Below are 18,299 nucleotides of genomic sequence, written 5' to 3'. Positions count from 1 at the left end.
CGGCCCCCTCAGGAGTCGGCACCCGGCCTGTCGACGAGCTCGATCTGGTCCACCGCGTTGCACCAACGACAACGGACCGACTCGATGGTCTCACTGACCACCTCGCGTTCCTCGACGCTCGACTCACCGGCCAGGTCGAGGTGCACGTACTCCACGACCTTCGAGGACCGCGTCACGTCGAAGCGCGTGAGGTTCCCGCAGAGCGTGCAGCGCCAGCGAGTGGTGTCGGTCGGCTGGGGAACGGTCGTCATCGTGCGTCCTCTTTCGTCGAGCCGTGAGCTGCCGGACAAGGGTCTCGCGGTGCGCCGTCGAACTGCGGATGTCCACCTGTCACCCTACGGCCTCGGCGCTTACCGCCGGCACGGCGAGGCGGTCTGTCCCGTTCGCTCCGTTTGCGTCATGCTCTGTCCATGATCGATCGGCGGGCCGTTGCGGGCAGGCTCCTGCGCGCGGCCACTTCGGGCGGGCCACCGGTGACGTACGCCCTCATCGCCCTGTGCTGCGCGGTCTTCGTGATCAGCCCGCTCTCCGGCTTCGTCCCGGTGCGCGGCGGTGCCGACGCGCTGCTCGCCGCGCAGGCGGGCTACTTCGAACGGTGGGGGGTGATCCCGAGCGAGCTGTGGGACGGCTCGGCGCCCGCCCTGCTCACCCCGTTCACCGCGCTCTTCGTGCACGGCAGCTGGCTGCACCTGCTGGGCAACATGCTGTTCCTGTACGTGTTCGGCGCGATGGCCGAGGAGCGCATGGGGCACACCGAGTTCGCCCTGTTCTACCTCGGCTGCGGCTACCTCGCGCTGCTCGCGTACGCCGCCGCGCACGCCACGTCCGACCAGACGCTCGTCGGGGCGTCCGGGGCGATCTCGGCGGTGCTCGGGGCGTTCCTCTACCTCTTCCCCCGGGCCCGGGTGACCAGCGTCTTCCCGTTCCTGCTGTTCCTGCCGCTGCGCTTCCCGGCGTGGGTGGTGCTGATCTTCTGGTTCGTACTCCAGTGGCTGGCCGCCGAGGGCGCGGGAAGCGGCCCGGGTGTGGCGTACCTGGCGCACGTGGTGGGCTTCGCGACCGGGTTCCTCTACGCCTGGGTGCGTTATGGGCGTAACGCTAGAGTGAAGTCTCCAGCCACGGCCACCGAGGGAGAAACACAGCCGTGATCACCGCGATCGTGCTCATCAAAACCAGCGTGGACCGGATTCCCGAGATCGCCGAGGCCATCGCCGCGCTGGACAGCGTCAGCGAGGTCTTCTCGGTCACCGGCACCTACGACCTGATCGCCATGGTCCGGGTGGCCAAGCACGACGACCTCGCCGAGGTCATCCCCGGCCGGATCAGCAAGATCCAGGGCGTCGAGGGGACCGACACCCACGTCGCCTTCCGCACGTACTCGCAGCACGACCTGGAGGCCGCGTTCTCCATCGGCCTGGACGCGTAGGGCCGCCCGGTCCTCAGAGCTGGGCGGCGCCCCGGTCCGGCACGCAACGGCCGTCCTCGGTGCGGTACTTCCAGCGCGCCCCGTCGCTCACCAGCTCCCGGACCGCGCGCAGGAAGCGCTCGACGTGCTCGTCCGGGGTCCCGGCGCCGAAGCTGACCCGGATCGCGTTCAGGGACCTCTCGCCGGGCCGGGCCTCCGGCGCGCCGCACTCCCCCGCCTCGCCCGGGTCGCTGCCGAGCAGGGTGCGCACGAGCGGGTGGGCGCAGAACAGACCGTCGCGCACCCCGATGCCGTACTCGGCGGACAGGGCGGCGGCGAAGTGGGAGCTGTTCCAGCCCTCCACCACGAACGAGATCACGCCGACCCGCGGCGCGTCGTCGCCGAACAGCGAGAGCACCTTGACCTCGGGGACCTCGGCGAGCCCCGTCAGGACCTCGCGGACGAGGCGCTGCTCGCGGGCGACCAGCCGGTCGAACCCGGCCTCGGTGAGCGCCTTGCAGGCGGAGGCGATGGAGTGGACGCCGATGACGTTGGGCGAGCCGGCCTCGTGGCGGGCCGCGGTGGTGTGCCACTCGACGTCCACGCCGCCGTCCGCGCGCCGGGCCACCGTGCGCGACGCTCCGCCGCCGGCCAGGTACGGCTCCGCGTCGCGCAGCCAGTCGGCCCGGCCGGCCAGGACGCCCGAGCCGAACGGCGCGTACAGCTTGTGCCCGGAGAAGGCGACCCAGTCCACGTCCAGCTCGGCGATGTCCACCGGGTGGTGCGGGGCGAGCTGGGCGGCGTCCAGGACGATCCGGGCACCGTGCGCGTGGGCGGCGGCGGCCAGCTCCCGAGCGGGCCAGAGCTCGCCGGTGACGTTGGAGGCGCCGGTGACGCAGACCAGCGCGGGGCCGTAGGGCTCCCGGTCGGAGAGGGCCCGCTCCAGGGTGGCGACGGCCTGGGCGGGGGTGCGCGGGGCGTTCAGGTAGGTGACGTGGGCGTCGCGCCAGGGCAGCAGCGAGGCGTGGTGCTCGGTCTCGAAGACGAAGACCTGGCAGTCGGCGGGCAGCGCGGCGGCCAGCAGGTTCAGCGAGTCCGTCGTGGACCGGGTGAAGACCACCTGGTCCTCGGGACGGCAGCCCAGGAACTCCGCCACGGTGGCCCGGCTGGACTCGAAGAGGTCCGTGGACAGCTGCGAGAGGTACCCGGCGCCCCGGTGCACGCTGCCGTAGTACGGGGCGTACGCGGCCACGTCGTCCCAGACCCGCTTCAGCGCCGGGGCGCTCGCGGCGTAGTCCAGCGCGGCGTAGCCGACCTCGCCGCCGGTGACCAGCGGGACGAGGACATCCTCGCCCAGAACCGGCAGCGGGGCACAAAGCGACTGGTCGGCGGCAGCGGTGTAGACAGACATGGCGAACTCCCGTAACAGGCAGGCGAATTCCGCGCGCCGGCGGATACGCGGCAGCACGGAGTGAAAGAGAAGAGGGGTGTGCGGAGAAGGGCCTCGGGCCCTAACGCATTCGCTTGCTCACAAGAGGCTCCCTGAGGACCAAGGACCCCACGGGTGGACGTCACGCGACGTCGAGGGGTCCGCGCTTGCCACAGACCTCGCTGCCTGCGGCCCGGTCTTCACCCGGGGCACCCCGCCACGGACGGAGGGTTGCCGGACAGCGGGCCGGGGCCGTAGTCGCTGTCACTCATGACCTGCGCAGCATCTTGCCATACGTACGGGAACGCGCAAGGCGCAGTCCGCGATCCGGACCGCGCCCCGCTCACATCGCCGCGCTCACGCGTTGCTGGCGACGACCCATCTCTCCAGCACCCGCCCGGCCTCACCCGAGTCGATGGACTCGGCGGCCTTCGCCATACCGGCCCGGATCTGCTCGGTGAGCGACCCCTCTCCCGGGTCCAGCGCGACCAGCGCCGCCGCCGAGTTGAGCAGCACCGCGTCCCGTACCGGCCCGGTCTCCCCGGCCAGCAGCCGGCGCGCCACATCCGCGTTGTACGAGGCGTCGGCGCCGCGCAACGCCTCCACCGGGACCAGGTCGACGCCCACGTCGCGCGGGTCGAAGGACTCCTCGCGGACCACGCCGTCCCGGGCCACCCAGACCCGTGAGGTCGCCGTGGTGGTCAGCTCGTCCAGGCCGTCGTCGCCCCGGAACACCAGGGCGGAGTTGCCGCGCTCGGCGAGCACGCCCGCGACGATGGGGGCCATGCGCAGGTCGGCCACCCCGATCGCCTGGGAACGCACCCGGGCCGGGTTGGTGAGCGGCCCGAGGATGTTGAACGTGGTGGGCGCGCCCAGCTCCGCACGGGCCTTGGCCGCGTGGCGCAGGGCGGGGTGGAACTTCACCGCGAAGCAGAAGGTGATGCCCGCCTCCTCGGCCACCTCCACGACGCGCCGCGGGGACAACTCCAGGTTGACGCCGAGCTTCCCGAGCACGTCGGACGAGCCGCTGGCCGACGAGGCGGAGCGGCTGCCGTGCTTGACGACCTTGGCGCCGGTCCCCGCGATCACGATGGCGGACATGGTGGAGATGTTGACCGTCTTGGCCATGTCGCCGCCGGTGCCGACGATGTCGACGGTCCGGCCGGGCACGTCGATGGTCGTGGCGTGCTCGTACATCGCACGCACCAGGCCGGAGACCTCCGTGACGGTCTCGCCCTTGGCGCGCAGGGCCACCGCGAAACCGGCGATCTGCGCGTCGGTGGCCTCGCCGCTCATGACGCGGTCCATGGCCCACGCGGTGGCGTCGGCGCTCAGGTCCTCGCCGCGCAGCAGGGGGATCAGCACGCTGGGCCAGGAGAAGGCCGCCACGCTGTCGCCGCCGTCCGGGGTCACAACGTTCATGGTCCGCTCCTGGGGTCCACAGCCGATAAGGAAGGGCTCCACCCTATCGAGCCCCCGGGGACGGCAAAGAGCCCCGTCCAGCGGATGGACGGGGCTCTCGCCGTGGCGGTCAGAACGGGTGATCAGTGGTGGCCGTGGCCGCTGGTGATCTCCTTGTACTCCTCGGTGGTGGGCTTGGCGATCTGGTTGTCCTCGCCGTACAGGCTCTTGCTGAGCCGCGCCCGGACCTTGGTGATCGCGGAGACCTTGCGCTCCACGCCGTTCTCGTCGACCGTCGGGCCGATCTCGAGCGGCTTGTACTGCTCGTGCGCGGTGAGCTTGTACCGGGCCTCCGGCGACAGCGGCTCGTGGACCTCGACGAACTCACCGTGCGGCAGGCGCTTGATGAGACCCGACTCGCGGCCGTGCAGCACCTTCTCCTTGTCGCGGCGCTGGAGGCCGAGGCAGATCCGGCGGGTCGCGACGAACGCGATGACCGGGCCGACGAAGAAGGCGATACGGACGAACCAGCTGATCGAGTTGAGCGAGAGGCTGAAGTGCGTCGCCCAGATGTCGTTGCCGCCGCCGATCAGCATGACGAAGTAGATCGTCACCCAGGCGACACCGAGGGCCGTCCGGGTCGGCGCGTTGCGCGGCTTGTCCAGGATGTGGTGCTCGCGCTTGTCGCCGGTGATCCAGGACTCGATGAACGGCCACAGGGCCAGCGCACCGAGCACCACACCGAAGAGGACCAGCGGGATGAAGACACCCAGGACCAGCGTGTGGCCCCAGAGGTTGATCTCCCAGCCCGGCATCACACGGACGAAGCCCTCCGCGAAGCCCATGTACCAGTCCGGCTGGGCGCCCGTGGACACCTGGTCGGGACGGTACGGGCCGATCGCCCAGATCGGGTTGATGGAGGCGATCGCCGCGATGATCGCGATGAAGCCGAAGACCAGGAAGAAGAACCCGCCGGCCTTCGCCATGTACACCGGCAGCAGCGGCATGCCGACGACGTTCTTGTTCGTCTTGCCGGGACCCGCGAACTGGGTGTGCTTGTGGTAGAAGACCAGGATCAGGTGGCCGACCACGAGCCCGAGCATGATGCCCGGCAGCAGCAGGATGTGGATCGAGTAGAACCTCGCGATGATGTCGCCGCCGGGGAACTCCCCGCCGAACAGGAACATCGAGATGTACGTACCCACGATCGGCGTCGACAGGATCGCGCCCTGGGTGAAGCGGACACCCGTACCGGAGAGCAGGTCGTCCGGCAGCGAGTAACCGGTGAAACCGGTGAACATGCCGAGGACGAACAGCAGGAAGCCGAACAGCCAGTTGATCTCGCGCGGCTTGCGGTACGCGCCGGTGAAGAAGACGCGCATCATGTGCACGAACATGCCGGCCAGGAAGATGACCGCGGCCCAGTGGTGGATCTGCCGGACCAGCAGACCACCGCGGACGTCGAAGCTGATGTCCAGCGTCGAGGCGTACGCCTCCGACATCCGGATGCCCTGCATGGGCTCGTACGGGCCGTGGTAAACGACCTCGTTCATGCTCGGGTGGAAGAACAGCGTCAGATACACACCCGTGAGGATGATGATGATGAAGCTGTAGAGGCAGATCTCACCGAGCATGAAGGACCAGTGGTCCGGGAAGATCTTGCGCATGTTGGCCTTGGCGAGGGAGTAGATCCCCAGCCGGCCGTCCGCCCAGTCGGCCACCCGCTCACCGGCGGGCGCCTTGCGGTTGCCCGGCGCCGCTGCGCCGGGCGTGTTCGTCGCAGTACTCATCCGCGCTCCCAGAATGCAGGACCGACGGGCTCTTCGAAGTCACCGAGCGCCTGGAGGTTGCCCTCGCTGTTCACGCCGATCCGCAGCTGCGGGAGGGCGTGGCCGGCCGGACCGAAGATGACGCGGGCGCCGTCGGAGAGGTCGAAGGTGGACTGGTGGCACGGGCAGAGCACGTGGTGCGTCTGCTGCTCGTACAGGCTGATCGGACAGCCGACGTGCGTGCAGATCTTCGAGAAGGCGACGATGCCCTCGTGCGCCCACTCGCGCTCGCGCTTGTCCTTGATGTCGTCCGGCTCGATGCGGATGATCATCAGGGCGGCCTTGGCGATCTGCGTCTGGAAGTCCTCGTCGTGCTCCTCCAGGCCCTCGGGCATGGCGAAGGTCAGCGAACCGACGACGACGTCCTCGGGGCGCAGCGGCTCCATCGTGTTCATGTTGACGAGCTGCTTGCCCTCGGCCCACAGGGTCTTGCGGAGCTTCTTCTCCGGCAGCGGACCCAGGTCGCGCAGCAGCACCACGCCGGAGAGCGGCACCAGGGCCAGCGCACCGAACATCGTGTTGCGGATCAGCTTGCGCCGGCCGAGCGCGGACTCCCGCGCGCCGTCCGCGAAGTCGGACAGGACCTTCGCCTTGACCTCGGGCGACGCCTCGATGGGGTGCCGGTCGTCGGCGACCTCGACGTCGGACATCAGGGTGCGCGCCCAGTGGACGGCGCCCGCGCCGATCAGGAAGAGCGCCAGCCCCAGGGTCAGACCCAGGGAGAAGTTGAGCGCGCTGACATGACCGAACGGGAAGATGAAGACGATCTTGTCGACCGGGAAGATGACGTAGGAGGCGATGAAGCCCACCGTCGCCAGCATGGACAACAGGAACATGAACGCGACGGTGCGCTCGGAGCGCTTCGCGGCCCGCTCGTCGATGTCCTGGATGCGCGGCTTGTGGGCCGGCAGCCCCGGGTCGGCGAACGGGTCGTCGTGCGCCTTGTCTACCGCGTCGTGCGCGGCGCCCTGCTCGTCGGGCAGGTTCTCTTCTGGAATCTCTTGGCTACTCATGACTTCTTGGCCTTAGCGGTGTGGGCCGCGACCCAAATGGCAACTGCGATCAGACCGCCCAGACCGAAGATCCAGCCGAACAGGCCCTCGCTGACCGGACCCAGGCCACCGAGTGCGAGGCCGCCGGGGGACTCGGCTTCGGAGCCGTTCACGGTCTTGACGTAGGCGATGATGTCCCGCTTCTGCTTCTCGGGCATCGTCGAGTCCGGGAAGGACGGCATGCTCTGCGGGCCGGTCAGCATGGCCTCGTAGATGTGCTTCGGGTCCACGCCGTCCAGGTCCGGCGCGTACTTGCCGTTCGTCAGTGCGCCACCCTTGCCGGTGAAGTTGTGGCACTGCGCGCAGTTGGTACGGAACAGGTCGCCACCCTTGGCGATGTCCGCACCCTCAGGGCTGACCTGGCTCTTGGTCGGGACGACCGGACCGGCGCCGAGCGACGCGACGTAGGCCGCGAGCTGGTCGATCTCGGCCTGGCTGTAGATGACCTTCTTCTTCGGTACCTGGGCGCCAGGCTGCTGCGCGGGCATGCGGCCCGTACCGACCTGGAAGTCCACGGCGGCGGAGCCCACGCCGACAAGCTGCGGCCCGTCGGAGGTGCCCTGACCGCCGGTTCCGTGGCAGCTGGCGCAACCGACGGAGTACAGCTTCTTGCCCTCGTCGATGGCGAGGGACTGGGCGGTGTCGTCGGCCTGCGCCTTACTCGCGGGCGCGAACGCGGCGTACAGCCCCCCGGTGGCCGCCAGCGCGAGGAGTAGTACGACGACCGCCGCCAACGGATGGCGTCGTCGTGCGGAGAGCTTTTTCACGGATTACCCCGGTGTCAGGATCTTCTGCGTCGATGCTGGATGTGGTTCGGGCTCGGGCCCGGTTACTTGATCATGTAGATCGTGGCGAAGAGGCCGATCCACACGACATCGACGAAGTGCCAGTAATAGGACACGACGATGGCGGCGGTCGCCTGTTCATGGGTGAACCTCTTGGCCGCGTATGTCCTGCCCAGGACGAGCAGGAAGGCGATGAGACCGCCTGTCACGTGCAGACCGTGGAAGCCGGTGGTCAGGTAGAACACCGAGCCGTACGGGTCGGAGGACAGCGAGAGGCCGTCCTTCTTCACCAGCTCGGTGTACTCGAAGACCTGGCCTCCGATGAAGATCGAACCCATCACGAAAGTGATCACGAACCACGCACGGAGCTTCTTCACATCGCCCCGCTCCGCGGCGAAGACGCCGAGCTGGCAGGTGAGTGAGGAGAGCACCAGGATCGTGGTGTTCGTCGCCGAGAACGGGAAGTTCAGGGCGGACGCCATTTCCTTCCAGTGTTCCGGTCCGGTCACCGATCGCAGGGTGAAGTACATCGCGAAGAGGGCCGCGAAGAACATCAGCTCGGAACTCAACCAGATGATGGTTCCGACGCTGGTGAGGTTCGGTCGATTGACCGACGGGTGCGCGTGCCCGGTTTCTACTGTCGTTGCTGTCGCCACGACCGACATTATGTCGGTCGCTTATCCCGCCCTCACTCCGGGGGGTGCCGTTCGGTGTGTCAGAGGGGTGTGTCCTGCCCGAACGGCCCATGGAAGGGCTGTGCGAACCGGTGCTGACACGCAGTCGGGCGGAGTACGATCCGCGCATCGGACGGCTCTCGCCCACCGAGCGCCCCGAGTGCCCCGAAGACACGGATGTCACGGAGGAACCATGCAGCCGACCGCCACGGTCCTGGTCTACAGCGACAACGCGCACACCCGTGAGCAGGTGAGGCTGGCAGCAGGGCGCAGGCCCGCGGCGGACGTGCCGCCGGTGGAGTTCCTGGAGTGCGCCACCCTGCCCGCCGTCCTGGACGCCCTGGAGCACGGGGGCGTCGACGTCTGCGTGCTGGACGGCGAGACCGCTCCGGCGGGCGGCATGGGCGTCTGCCGGCAGATCAAGGACGAGATCTTCCGCTGCCCGCCGGTCCTGGTCCTCATCGGACGCCCGCAGGACGCCTGGCTGGCCACCTGGAGCCGCGCGGACGCCGCGGTGACGCTGCCGGTGGAGCCGGTGGAGTTCGCGGACGCCCTGGCCGCCCTGCTGCGTACACGGCTGTCCGTGGGGGCCTGAGCCCCCACGGACGGGTCGCACGGTCAGACCTGGGGGCGCAGCCGCGCCGCCTCGACCGTGTCGGCCCGCGGCGCGGTGGTGTCGTTCTTCAGCGCGCTGCCCTTCTGCCACTTGGCCCAGGACAGGTTCCAGTCGCCGTAGCCGTTGTCGAAGGGCGTCATCGTCTCGCCGTCGCTGCCGACGACGCTGACGATGTCGCCCTCGCGCACGGTGTTGAAGAACCACTCGGCCTCGCTGGTGCTCATGCCGGTGCAGCCGTGGCTGACGTTGGCGTACCCCTGCGAGCCGGTGGACCAGGGCGCCGCGTGCACGTATTCGCCACTCCATGTCACCCGGGTGGCCCAGTAGACGTCGAGGTCGTACGAGTCCGAGGACCCGGCGGCGATTCCGATGGACTCACCGCGCATACGTACGTACTGCTCCTTTCCGAGCACGACCTTGACGCCGTTGCGCGTGTCGAAGCCCGGCTTGCCCGTGGTGACTGGGATGGTGTTGATCACTTCGCCGTTGCGGAGCACCGTCATGGAGTGCTCGGAGGCGTCCGTGATGGCCTCTATGCGGTCCCCCGTGGTGATCTTCAACGCCTTGGCGGGGGCTCCGTAGAGCGCGTTGGTGACCTTTATGCCGGTCAGGTTGGAGCTGACTTCGATGTCGGCCTTCGCCGGCCAGTACTCCTTGGGCCGGTAGTGCAGCGTCTTGTCGTCGACCCAGTACCAGGAGCCGGTGACCGCGGGCGTGGAGCGGACCCGCAGTCCGCGCTCGACGGTGGCGCGTGAGGCGTTGTCCGTGACGGGGGCGCTGAGCGTGGCGACGAGGGGCTGGCCGACGCCGTAGGTGCCCGCCCGAGGGCCGAAGGTGACCTCGAGGAACTTGGTGGCCTTGGCGGTGTCGAAGGACATCGTGCGGGTGCCGGGGGCCCCGTCGTCGTCCTCCATACGGACCTTGACGGTGTAACGGGTCCCTGCGGCCAGCGGAGCGGTGGAGTGCCACCGGTGTCCGTCGGCGTCGAGTTCGCCCGCCAGATGGCGTCCTGCGGCGTCCACGGCCGATACGTCGGTGATCCGGCCGTCGTCGGCGTCGACCCGGATCTCCAGGGGCTTGTCGGGGTCGACCTTCTTGCCGCCGTCGGGCGTGTTGAAGGACACCTCGTCGGCCGCGTCGAACGGCTGGGCCGACAGGGGGTGGCCATCGGAATCCCCGCAGGCTGCCGCCCCGGCGACCAAGGTCGCGGCCAGCAGAGTGCAGCTCACTACGGGACGGATGCGCAGCGTGTGGTTCATGGACTCACGCTAAGAACATTCGTCCGTTTCAGCGCGCGGGACGACTGCAAACGGGGGGCCGGCCACTTCTCGTCGAAGTGTCGGCCCCCCGTCAGGTGGAGCGGTGTGCTAGCGGCTGACCGGTCTCACTGGGTGCGGTTCTCACCGCGGTAGTACTCGAACACCCAGCCGAAGAGGCCGATCAGGAGCAGCGGCGCCGAGAAGAACAGCAGCCACCAGCCGAAGACGACGCCCAGGAAGCCGAAGGCACCGCCGATCGCCAGCGAGAGCGGCTGCCAGCTGTGCGGGGAGAAGAACCCCACCTCGCCGGCCTCGTCCGCGACGTCGGCCTCCTTGTTGTCCTGCGCCATCGCGTCGACCCGCCGGGCCGTGAAGGCCAGGTAGAAGCCGATCATGAGGCTCAGACCGAACGCGAGGACCAGCGCGGTGGTGCCGACGGGCTCCTTCGACCACACGCCGTACGTGACGGCCATGACGAGGATGAACAGCGCCAGACCGAGGAACATCTTGCCCTGGATCTTCACTTGCCCGCCTCCTTGCCGCCGGCGAGGGCCTTGTCACCCTCGGAGGCGTGGTCCAGCTGCTCCAGCGCCGTGATCTCCGGGTGGTGCAGGTCGAACGCCGGGGATTCGGAGCGGATACGGGGCAGCGTGAGGAAGTTGTGCCGGGGCGGCGGGCAGGAGGTCGCCCACTCCAGCGAACGGCCGTAGCCCCACGGGTCGTCCACCTCGATCTTCTTGCCGTACTTGGCGGTCTTCCAGACGTTGTAGAAGAACGGCAGGATCGACAGGCCGAGCAGGAACGAGGAGATGGTCGAGATGGTGTTCAGCGCGGTGAAGCCGTCCGCGGCGAGGTAGTCCGCGTAACGCCGCGGCATGCCCTCGGCACCCAGCCAGTGCTGCACCAGGAACGTGCCGTGGAAGCCCACGAACAGCGTCCAGAAGGTGATCTTGCCGAGCCGCTCGTCCAGCATCTTGCCGGTGAACTTCGGCCACCAGAAGTGGAAGCCGGAGAACATCGCGAACACCACCGTGCCGAAGACGACGTAGTGGAAGTGCGCGACCACGAAGTACGAGTCGGAGACGTGGAAGTCCATCGGCGGCGAGGCCAGGATGACGCCGGTCAGACCACCGAAGGTGAAGGTGATCAGGAAGCCGATCGCCCAGAGCATCGGTGTCTCGAAGGACAGAGAGCCCTTCCACATCGTGCCGATCCAGTTGAAGAACTTCACCCCGGTGGGCACCGCGATGAGGAACGTCATGAAGGAGAAGAACGGCAGGAGCACACCACCGGTGACGTACATGTGGTGGGCCCACACGGTCACCGAGAGGCCGGCGATGGAGATGGTCGCGGCCACCAGGCCGATGTAACCGAACATCGGCTTGCGGCTGAAGACAGGGATCACTTCGGAAATGATCCCGAAGAACGGCAAGGCGATGATGTACACCTCTGGATGGCCGAAGAACCAGAAGAGGTGTTGCCATAGCAAGGCGCCGCCGTTGGCCGCGTCGAATACATGGGCACCGAATTTGCGGTCCGCCTCCAGAGCGAACAGCGCGGCAGCCAGGACCGGGAAGGCGAGCAGGACCAGCACACCGGTCAGCAGCACGTTCCAGGTGAAGATCGGCATGCGGAACATCGTCATGCCGGGCGCGCGCATGCAGATGATCGTGGTGATGAAGTTGACCGAACCGAGGATCGTGCCGAACCCGGAGAAGGCCAGACCCATGATCCACATGTCGGCGCCGACACCCGGCGAACGGACGGCGTCCGAGAGCGGGGAGTAGGCGAACCACCCGAAGTCGGCGGCACCCTGCGGGGTGATGAAGCCGGCCACCGCGATGATCGAGCCGAAGAGGTACAGCCAGTACGCGAACATGTTCAGCCGCGGGAACGCCACGTCGGGCGCGCCGATCTGCAGCGGCATGATCCAGTTCGCGAAGCCGGCGAACAGCGGCGTCGCGAACATCAGCAGCATGATCGTGCCGTGCATCGTGAACGCCTGGTTGAACTGCTCGTTCGACATGATCTGCGTGCCCGGCCGGGCCAGCTCGGCGCGCATGAAGAGCGCCATCAGGCCGCCGATGCAGAAGAAGGCGAACGATGTGACCAGGTACATCGTGCCGATCGTCTTGTGGTCAGTGGTGGTCAGCCACTTGATGACGACGTTTCCCGGCTGCTTGCGCCGGACCGGCAGCTCGTCCTCGTACGAGTCGTCTGCTGCCGCGGCACCCTGAGGTTCGTTGAGGATGCTCACAGTTTGTTCGTCTCCGCATTCCTGGCCGGGTCAGTCTGCTCGATGCCGGCCGGCACGTAGCCCGTCTGGCCCTTCTTCGCCAGCTCCTTGAGGTGCGCCTGATAGCGCTCCGGGGAGACGACCTTGACGTTGAAGAGCATCCGGGAGTGGTCGACGCCGCAGAGCTCGGCGCACTTGCCCATGAAGGTGCCCTCCTGGGTGGGAGTCACCTCGAAGGCATTGGTGTGGCCCGGAATGACGTCCTGCTTCATGAGGAACGGCACCACCCAGAAGGAGTGGATGACGTCACGCGAAGTCAGGATGAAACGGACCTTCTCGCCCTTGGGCAGCCAGAGGGTCGGTCCCGGGTTGCCGGTCTGCGGGTTCCGGTCCCCCGGGATGCCGACGTCGTAGACGCCGTCCGCACCCTTGGGGAAGTCCTTGCGGAACCTGTTCGGGATGGCGTCGAGCTCCTTGGGGACCTCGTTGCCCGTGGCGGCGGAGCCGTCCACGTTCTCGATGTAGTTGAAGCCCCAGCTCCACTGGTAGCCGACCACGTTGATGGTGTGGGCGGGCTTCGGGGAGAGCGTGAGGAGCTTCGTCTCGTCCCGGGCGGTGAAGTAGAACAACACCGAGACGATGATCAGGGGGACCACGGTGTACAGCGCCTCGATGGGCATGTTGTACCGGGTCTGCGGAGGTACCTCCACCTTGGTGCGGCTGCGCCGGTGGAAGATGACGCTCCACAGGATCAGGCCCCAGACCAGCACGCCCGTGGCGAGCGCTGCCGCCCACGAGCCCTGCCAGAGGGAAAGGATCCGTGGGGCCTCTTCCGTTACCGGCGTAGGCATACCAAGGCGGGGGAAGTCCTTGTACGTGCAACCGGTGGCGGTCGCCAGGATCAGGCCCGCAGTCAGCACCTGCGGCAGCTTCCGCCGCATCGGGCGCCGCGACGAGCGGTCGGAGCCGTTGGGACTCACGTAGCGCCTTCCCGAGAGTCTCGCCCGCACGGTCGGCGCGGCCGTCTCGCTGGTCGGTCGCCGGCCCGGTGCGGGCAGGGGTTTGGATGTTTATGCGGACCAAACCCTACTGGACGCTATTTGGGGTCGCGCGGGGAGGGTGCCCAACGCGCCGCCCGACTCCCCGAAGGGGTGGAATTCGCGCCTCCGGCCGCCATCTGACGCCCCCTCCACCTGGCGGAGCGGCCGGTGGGGGGCGGCGGGGGCGCTCCGGGCTAGCGTGACCGGGTGCCCTACTTCGACGCGGCGTCCGCCGCCCCCCTGCACCCCGTCGCCCGCCAGGCGCTGCTTGCCGCGCTGGACGAGGGCTGGGCCGATCCGGCCCGGCTGTACCGCGAGGGACGCCGCGCCCGGCTGCTGCTCGACGCGGCCCGGGAGGCCGCCGCCGAGGCCGTCGGGTGCCGCCCCGACGAGCTCACGTTCACCTCGTCGGGCACCCGGGCGGTGCATTCCGGAATTTCCGGCGCGCTCGCCGGGCGTCGGCGTGTCGGACGCCGTCTGGTGGTGTCGGCGGTCGAACACTCGTCGGTCCTCCACGCGGCGGCGGACCACGAGGACCGGGGCGGCACGGTCGCCCGGGTCCCGGTCGAGCGGACCGGCGCGGTGGACGCACAGACGTTCGGGCGGGCGCTGACCGAGGACACCGCGCTGGCCTGCCTCCAGTCCGCCAGCCATGAGGTGGGCACCGAGCAGCCGGTGGCCGAGGCGGCCGGGCTGTGCCGGGCGGCCGGGGTGCCCCTGCTGGTGGACGCCGCGCAGTCACTGGCCTGGGGCCCGGTGCCGGAGGGCTGGTCGCTGCTGGCGGGGAGCGCGCACAAGTGGGGCGGACCGGCCGGGGTCGGGCTGCTCGCGGTGCGCAAGGGGGTCCGGTTCGCGCCCCAGGGGCCGGCGGACGAGCGGGAGTCGGGGCGGGCGCCGGGGTTCGAGAACCTGCCGGCGATCGTCGCGGCGGCCGCCTCCCTGCGCGCGGTGCGGGCGGAGGCGGACGCGGAGGCGGCCCGGCTGCGGGCCCTGGTGGACCTGATCCGGGCCCGGGTGCCCGCACTGGTGCCCGATGTGGAGGTGGTCGGCGATCCGGTGCGGCGGCTGCCGCATCTGGTGACCTTCTCCTGTCTCTATGTCGACGGGGAGGCCTTGCTCGGGGAGTTGGACCGGGCCGGTTTCTCCGTCTCGTCCGGTTCGTCCTGTACGAGCAGCACGCTGACGCCGAGCCATGTGCTCAAGGCGATGGGCGTCCTGTCCGAGGGGAACGTCCGCGTGTCGCTGCCCCGGGGCACCACGGAAGAGGACGTCGACCGTTTCCTGGAGGTGCTGCCGGGCCTGGTCGCCGGGGTCCGCGAGAAGCTGGGCGCGCCGGCTGCCGCGGCCCCCTCGCCCGCCCCGGACGACTCGCTGGTGGTCGACGCGCTCGGCAAGCGGTGCCCGGTCCCGGTGATCGAGCTCGCAAAGGTGATCGGAGGGGTGCCGGTGGGCGCCACGGTGACCGTGCTCTCCGACGACGAGGCGGCCCGGCTGGACATCCCGGCGTGGTGCGCGATGCGCGAACAGGAGTACGTGGGCGAGGAGCCGGCGGACCGGGGCGCGGCCCATGTGGTCCGCCGGCTCTCCTGAGCGACGCGTCAGACGAGGTGCGCGTGGACCTCGGCGGCGGCCTCGTGGCCGTACGCCTTGGTGAAGCGGTCCATGAAGTGGGTGCGGTGCAGGGTGTACTCCTGGGTGCCCACGGTCTCGATGACGAGCGTGGCGAGCATGCAGCCGATCTGGGCGGCGCGCTCCAGGCCGACACCCCAGGCGAGGCCGGAGAGGAATCCGGCCCGGAAGGCGTCGCCGACGCCGGTCGGGTCGGCCTTGACGTTCTCCTCGGGGCAGCCGACCTCGATGGGCTCCTCGCCGGCCCGCTCGATGCGCACGCCCTGGGCGCCGAGCGTGGTGACCCGGTGGCCGACCTTGCCCAGGATCTCCTCGTCGGTCCAGCCGGTCTTGGACTCGATGAGCCCCTTCTCGTACTCGTTGGAGAAGAGGTACGTGGCGCCGTCGAGGAGGATGCGGATCTCGTCGCCGTCCATGCGGGCGATCTGCTGCGAGAAGTCGGCGGCGAACGGGATGCCGCGCGTACGGCACTCCTCCGTGTGGCGGAGCATGCCCTCCGGGTCGTCGGCGCCGATGGAGACGAGGTCGAGGCCGCCCACGCGGTCGGCGACGGCCTTGAGCTCGATGAGGCGGGCCTCGCTCATGGCGCCGGTGTAGAAGGAGCCGATCTGGTTGTGGTCGGCGTCCGTCGTGCAGACGAAGCGGGCGGTGTGCAGGACCTCGGAGATCCGTACACCGCTGGTGTCAACGCCGTGCCGTTCGAGCCAGGCGCGGTACTCGTCGAAGTCGGAGCCGGCCGCGCCGACCAGGATCGGCTTGGTGCCGAGCAGGCCCATGCCGAAGCAGATGTTGGCGGCGACCCCTCCCCGGCGTACGTCCAGGTTGTCGACCAGGAAGGAGAGCGAGACCGTGTGCAACTGGTCGGCGACCAGCTGGTCGGCGAAGCGGCCGGGGAAGGTCATGAGGTGGTCGGTGGCGATGGAGCCGGTGACTGCGATACGCACGGGGAGACGTCTCCTGCGGAGGTCGAAGGGGAACGGATGTCCGCGTCCCAGGGGTGACGTGACAGTTCACGCTACCCGCTCGCGCCGGCCTCGAAGCGGAAAAACTACCCGATAGTAGGGCTTTCTTCGCGGGCTCCATGGTGCCTACGGTGCCGTTATGCCGAACCACATCGCCCCGCGCGAGTCCGAGACCGGTCTGGCCGAGCTGCGCGGAGACTGCGCACGGATGGCCCCGCACTGGGTGGTTCCCGCGAGGATCACCCCTACCCGCGTCGCGCCCGCCCTGATCCACGGGGTGACCGTGCCGCCCGCCTCCGCCCGGCTGATCGACGCGATGGAGGAGAGGCCCTAGGGAACCAGCGGCCTCGCTGATCCGTCCCAGCCCTGCCCGCCCCACGCGGCGGGCCGTGCGCCGGCCGGGCGCACGGCGGCGATGCAGGCGAAGGAGCGATCCGGTGAGCACCGAGCGACCCGACAACGACGTGACCACCACCCGGCGGCGTTCCCCGCTGGTCGCGGCCTCGGTGGCGGCCGCCGTCCTGCTGGCCGGCGGCGGCGGCGCGTACTGGGCCGCGACCGCGGCGGACGGCGGCGGCGACGACACGCGGAGCACGGCGTCCGGTGGCGGCGGGACTCCCCCACCCCTGGCCCTGGACGACGCCGGAACGCCGGCCGACCCCTCCCGCGAGGGCATCGCCCCCGGCGAGCCCGATCCGCACGGCGGGCGGCTGGTCTACCGCGCGTCCGGCAAGCTGCCGGACGGGCCGGAGAAGGCCGCCGTCCAGCGCGCCGGGGGCACGGTCACGGCCGCCGAGGTGGCCAGGCTGGCCAAGGCGCTCGGACTGCCGGGCACCCCGCAGGCGGAGGCCACGTCCTGGAAGGTCGGCTCCGACGGGGACGGCTCGGGTCCGGTGCTGCGGGTGAACAAGCAGGCGCCGGGGAGCTGGACCTTCACCCGGTACGGCTCCGGCGGGACGGACAACTGCAAGAAGGGGGCCGTCTGCGCGGTGGCCCCGGGCGGCACCGGGCAGCCCGTGGACGAGAAGACCGCGAAGGCCGCCGCCGCGCCGGTGCTGAGGGCGACGGGCCAGGACGGCGCCGCGCTCGACGCGCGCCAGCTGATGGGCTCGGCCCGGGTGGTCAACGCCGATCCGGTGGTGGACGGGCTGCCCACGCACGGCTGGGCGACCGGCATCCAGGTCGGTCCGGACGGCCAGGTGACCGGGGGCGCCGGAAAGCTGAAGGCCCTGGAGAAGGGCGACGCCTACCCGGTGATCGGCGCGGACGAGGCGCTGAAGCGGCTCAACGCCGCGCAGCCGCCGGCCGGGGAGATCGGCGGGTGCGCCTCGCCGGCCCCGCTGTCGGACGGGGTCGGCTGCGGGGCGAAGACCGGTGCGGAGCGGCCCGCGACGACGGTGACGGTGGAGAAGGCGGTCTTCGGCCTGGCGGTGCACACGACGGGCGGCGAGCAGCTGCTCGTACCGTCCTGGATCTTCTCGGTGAAGCCGGCCGGGGGCATCGGGGACACGGTCACGCAGGTGGCGGTGGACCCGGAGTACCTGACGCGGGAGCCGGTGCCGGGCACGTCCCCGGACGGAGGCGGCACGACGAAGGCCCGGGCGGTCCAGTCGTACAGCGCGGACGGGCGGACGCTCTCGGTGACGTTCTGGGGCGGGGTGTGCAGCACGTACACGGCGAGCGCGCGCGAGGACGGGGACGCTGTCCGGGTGGCCGTGACGGAGAAGAAGGCCGAGCCGGGCAAGGTCTGCGTGATGATCGCGAAGGAGCTGACCCGTACGGTCACGCTGGAACGGCCGCTGGACGGCCGGAAGGTCGTGGACGAGGCGTCGGGCTCCGTGGTGCCGCGCGCCTGAGCCCTCCTCGTACGGCGAAGCGGAAATGGCGGGGGGGGGGGGGGGGGGGGGGGGGGGGGGGGGGGGGGGGGGGGGGGGGGGGGGGGGGGGGGGGGGGGGGGGGGGGGGGGGGGGGGGGGGGGGGGG

The 18,299-nt window shown here is 69.8% G+C and carries 18 protein-coding genes and 1 riboswitch; of the genes, 6 read left to right on the top strand and 12 right to left on the bottom strand.

Annotated features, from left to right (window positions below):
- Nucleotides 1–8: 8 nt before the first annotated feature.
- Entirely contained in the window at nucleotides 9–251 is a 243-nt protein-coding gene (locus ACN6LM_RS23735) for a hypothetical protein (protein ID WP_018104398.1), read from the bottom strand.
- A gap of 159 nt (nucleotides 252–410) precedes the next feature.
- Here ACN6LM_RS23735 and ACN6LM_RS23730 point away from each other — a divergent pair, with 159 nt between their 5' ends.
- A complete protein-coding gene (locus tag ACN6LM_RS23730) occupies nucleotides 411–1,148 on the top strand; it encodes a rhomboid family intramembrane serine protease (RefSeq protein WP_445067401.1) in 738 nt (245 codons plus the stop codon).
- Nucleotides 1,145–1,426, top strand: a complete 282-nt coding sequence (locus ACN6LM_RS23725; protein ID WP_164399449.1) for an Lrp/AsnC ligand binding domain-containing protein — start codon at nucleotides 1,145–1,147, stop codon at nucleotides 1,424–1,426. The genes ACN6LM_RS23730 and ACN6LM_RS23725 overlap by 4 nt, the downstream gene beginning before the upstream one ends.
- A gap of 13 nt (nucleotides 1,427–1,439) precedes the next feature.
- On the opposite strand, the gene ACN6LM_RS23720 is transcribed toward ACN6LM_RS23725, so the two are convergent.
- The 6 genes from ACN6LM_RS23720 to ctaE form a co-directional block, all read right to left on the bottom strand.
- Nucleotides 1,440–2,816, bottom strand: a complete 1,377-nt coding sequence (locus ACN6LM_RS23720) for an aminotransferase class V-fold PLP-dependent enzyme (protein ID WP_445067400.1) — start codon at nucleotides 2,814–2,816, stop codon at nucleotides 1,440–1,442.
- A 176-nt stretch (nucleotides 2,817–2,992) separates the two neighbouring features.
- Nucleotides 2,993–3,110, bottom strand: a riboswitch (SAM riboswitch).
- An 81-nt stretch (nucleotides 3,111–3,191) separates the two neighbouring features.
- A complete protein-coding gene (trpD, locus tag ACN6LM_RS23715; protein ID WP_445067399.1) occupies nucleotides 3,192–4,256 on the bottom strand; it encodes an anthranilate phosphoribosyltransferase in 1,065 nt (354 codons plus the stop codon).
- 122 nt (nucleotides 4,257–4,378) lie between these two features.
- Nucleotides 4,379–6,025 carry a cytochrome bc1 complex cytochrome b subunit gene (gene qcrB / locus ACN6LM_RS23710; protein WP_445067398.1) on the bottom strand — a complete coding sequence of 549 codons (1,647 nt, stop codon included), beginning with the start codon at nucleotides 6,023–6,025 and terminating at the stop codon, nucleotides 4,379–4,381.
- Nucleotides 6,022–7,077 (bottom strand): cytochrome bc1 complex Rieske iron-sulfur subunit, encoded by a 1,056-nt coding sequence (gene qcrA, locus ACN6LM_RS23705; protein WP_164399453.1) that lies wholly within the window; start codon nucleotides 7,075–7,077, stop codon nucleotides 6,022–6,024. Before qcrA ends, qcrB begins: the two co-directional genes overlap by 4 nt.
- On the bottom strand, nucleotides 7,074–7,883 hold the full coding sequence (qcrC, locus tag ACN6LM_RS23700) for a cytochrome bc1 complex diheme cytochrome c subunit (RefSeq protein ID WP_445067397.1): 810 nt from the start codon (nucleotides 7,881–7,883) through the stop codon (nucleotides 7,074–7,076). Before qcrC ends, qcrA begins: the two co-directional genes overlap by 4 nt.
- A gap of 62 nt (nucleotides 7,884–7,945) precedes the next feature.
- Nucleotides 7,946–8,566, bottom strand: coding sequence for an aa3-type cytochrome oxidase subunit III (gene ctaE, locus ACN6LM_RS23695; RefSeq protein WP_026171689.1), 621 nt, complete (start codon nucleotides 8,564–8,566; stop codon nucleotides 7,946–7,948).
- Between the two features lie 202 nt (nucleotides 8,567–8,768).
- On the opposite strand from ctaE, the gene ACN6LM_RS23690 reads away from it, so the two are divergent.
- Nucleotides 8,769–9,170 carry a response regulator transcription factor gene (locus ACN6LM_RS23690; protein ID WP_425814808.1) on the top strand — a complete coding sequence of 134 codons (402 nt, stop codon included), beginning with the start codon at nucleotides 8,769–8,771 and terminating at the stop codon, nucleotides 9,168–9,170.
- Nucleotides 9,171–9,193: 23 nt separating this feature from the next.
- On the opposite strand, the gene ACN6LM_RS23685 is transcribed toward ACN6LM_RS23690, so the two are convergent.
- The 4 genes from ACN6LM_RS23685 to ctaC form a co-directional block, all read right to left on the bottom strand.
- Complete coding sequence (locus ACN6LM_RS23685) at nucleotides 9,194–10,450, bottom strand: Ig-like domain-containing protein (protein ID WP_445067396.1); 1,257 nt, start codon at nucleotides 10,448–10,450, stop codon at nucleotides 9,194–9,196.
- Nucleotides 10,451–10,575: 125 nt separating this feature from the next.
- Nucleotides 10,576–10,974: a cytochrome c oxidase subunit 4 gene (locus ACN6LM_RS23680; RefSeq protein WP_445067395.1), complete on the bottom strand. Its 399-nt coding sequence runs from the start codon at nucleotides 10,972–10,974 to the stop codon at nucleotides 10,576–10,578.
- The gene (gene ctaD, locus ACN6LM_RS23675) at nucleotides 10,971–12,707 is read right to left on the bottom strand and encodes an aa3-type cytochrome oxidase subunit I (RefSeq protein ID WP_073968135.1); all 1,737 of its coding nucleotides are present in this window, start codon (nucleotides 12,705–12,707) and stop codon (nucleotides 10,971–10,973) included. Before ctaD ends, ACN6LM_RS23680 begins: the two co-directional genes overlap by 4 nt.
- On the bottom strand, nucleotides 12,704–13,666 hold the full coding sequence (ctaC, locus tag ACN6LM_RS23670) for an aa3-type cytochrome oxidase subunit II (protein ID WP_445067394.1): 963 nt from the start codon (nucleotides 13,664–13,666) through the stop codon (nucleotides 12,704–12,706). The genes ctaD and ctaC overlap by 4 nt, the downstream gene beginning before the upstream one ends.
- 267 nt (nucleotides 13,667–13,933) lie before the next feature.
- Here ctaC and ACN6LM_RS23665 point away from each other — a divergent pair, with 267 nt between their 5' ends.
- A complete protein-coding gene (locus ACN6LM_RS23665; RefSeq protein WP_445067393.1) occupies nucleotides 13,934–15,316 on the top strand; it encodes a cysteine desulfurase/sulfurtransferase TusA family protein in 1,383 nt (460 codons plus the stop codon).
- An 8-nt stretch (nucleotides 15,317–15,324) separates the two neighbouring features.
- On the opposite strand, the gene ACN6LM_RS23660 is transcribed toward ACN6LM_RS23665, so the two are convergent.
- Nucleotides 15,325–16,299 carry a carbohydrate kinase family protein gene (locus ACN6LM_RS23660; RefSeq protein ID WP_445067392.1) on the bottom strand — a complete coding sequence of 325 codons (975 nt, stop codon included), beginning with the start codon at nucleotides 16,297–16,299 and terminating at the stop codon, nucleotides 15,325–15,327.
- Nucleotides 16,300–16,456: 157 nt separating this feature from the next.
- Here ACN6LM_RS23660 and ACN6LM_RS23655 point away from each other — a divergent pair, with 157 nt between their 5' ends.
- Nucleotides 16,457–16,651 carry a hypothetical protein gene (locus ACN6LM_RS23655; protein ID WP_445067391.1) on the top strand — a complete coding sequence of 65 codons (195 nt, stop codon included), beginning with the start codon at nucleotides 16,457–16,459 and terminating at the stop codon, nucleotides 16,649–16,651.
- A 103-nt stretch (nucleotides 16,652–16,754) separates the two neighbouring features.
- A complete protein-coding gene (locus tag ACN6LM_RS23650) occupies nucleotides 16,755–18,173 on the top strand; it encodes a hypothetical protein (RefSeq protein WP_445067390.1) in 1,419 nt (472 codons plus the stop codon).
- Nucleotides 18,174–18,299 lie beyond the last annotated feature (126 nt).

Source organism: Streptomyces sp. SAS_281 (assembly GCF_052542855.1).
Note: the sequence above shows the minus strand (reverse complement) of the source record. Positions and strands in the feature narration are given on the sequence as shown.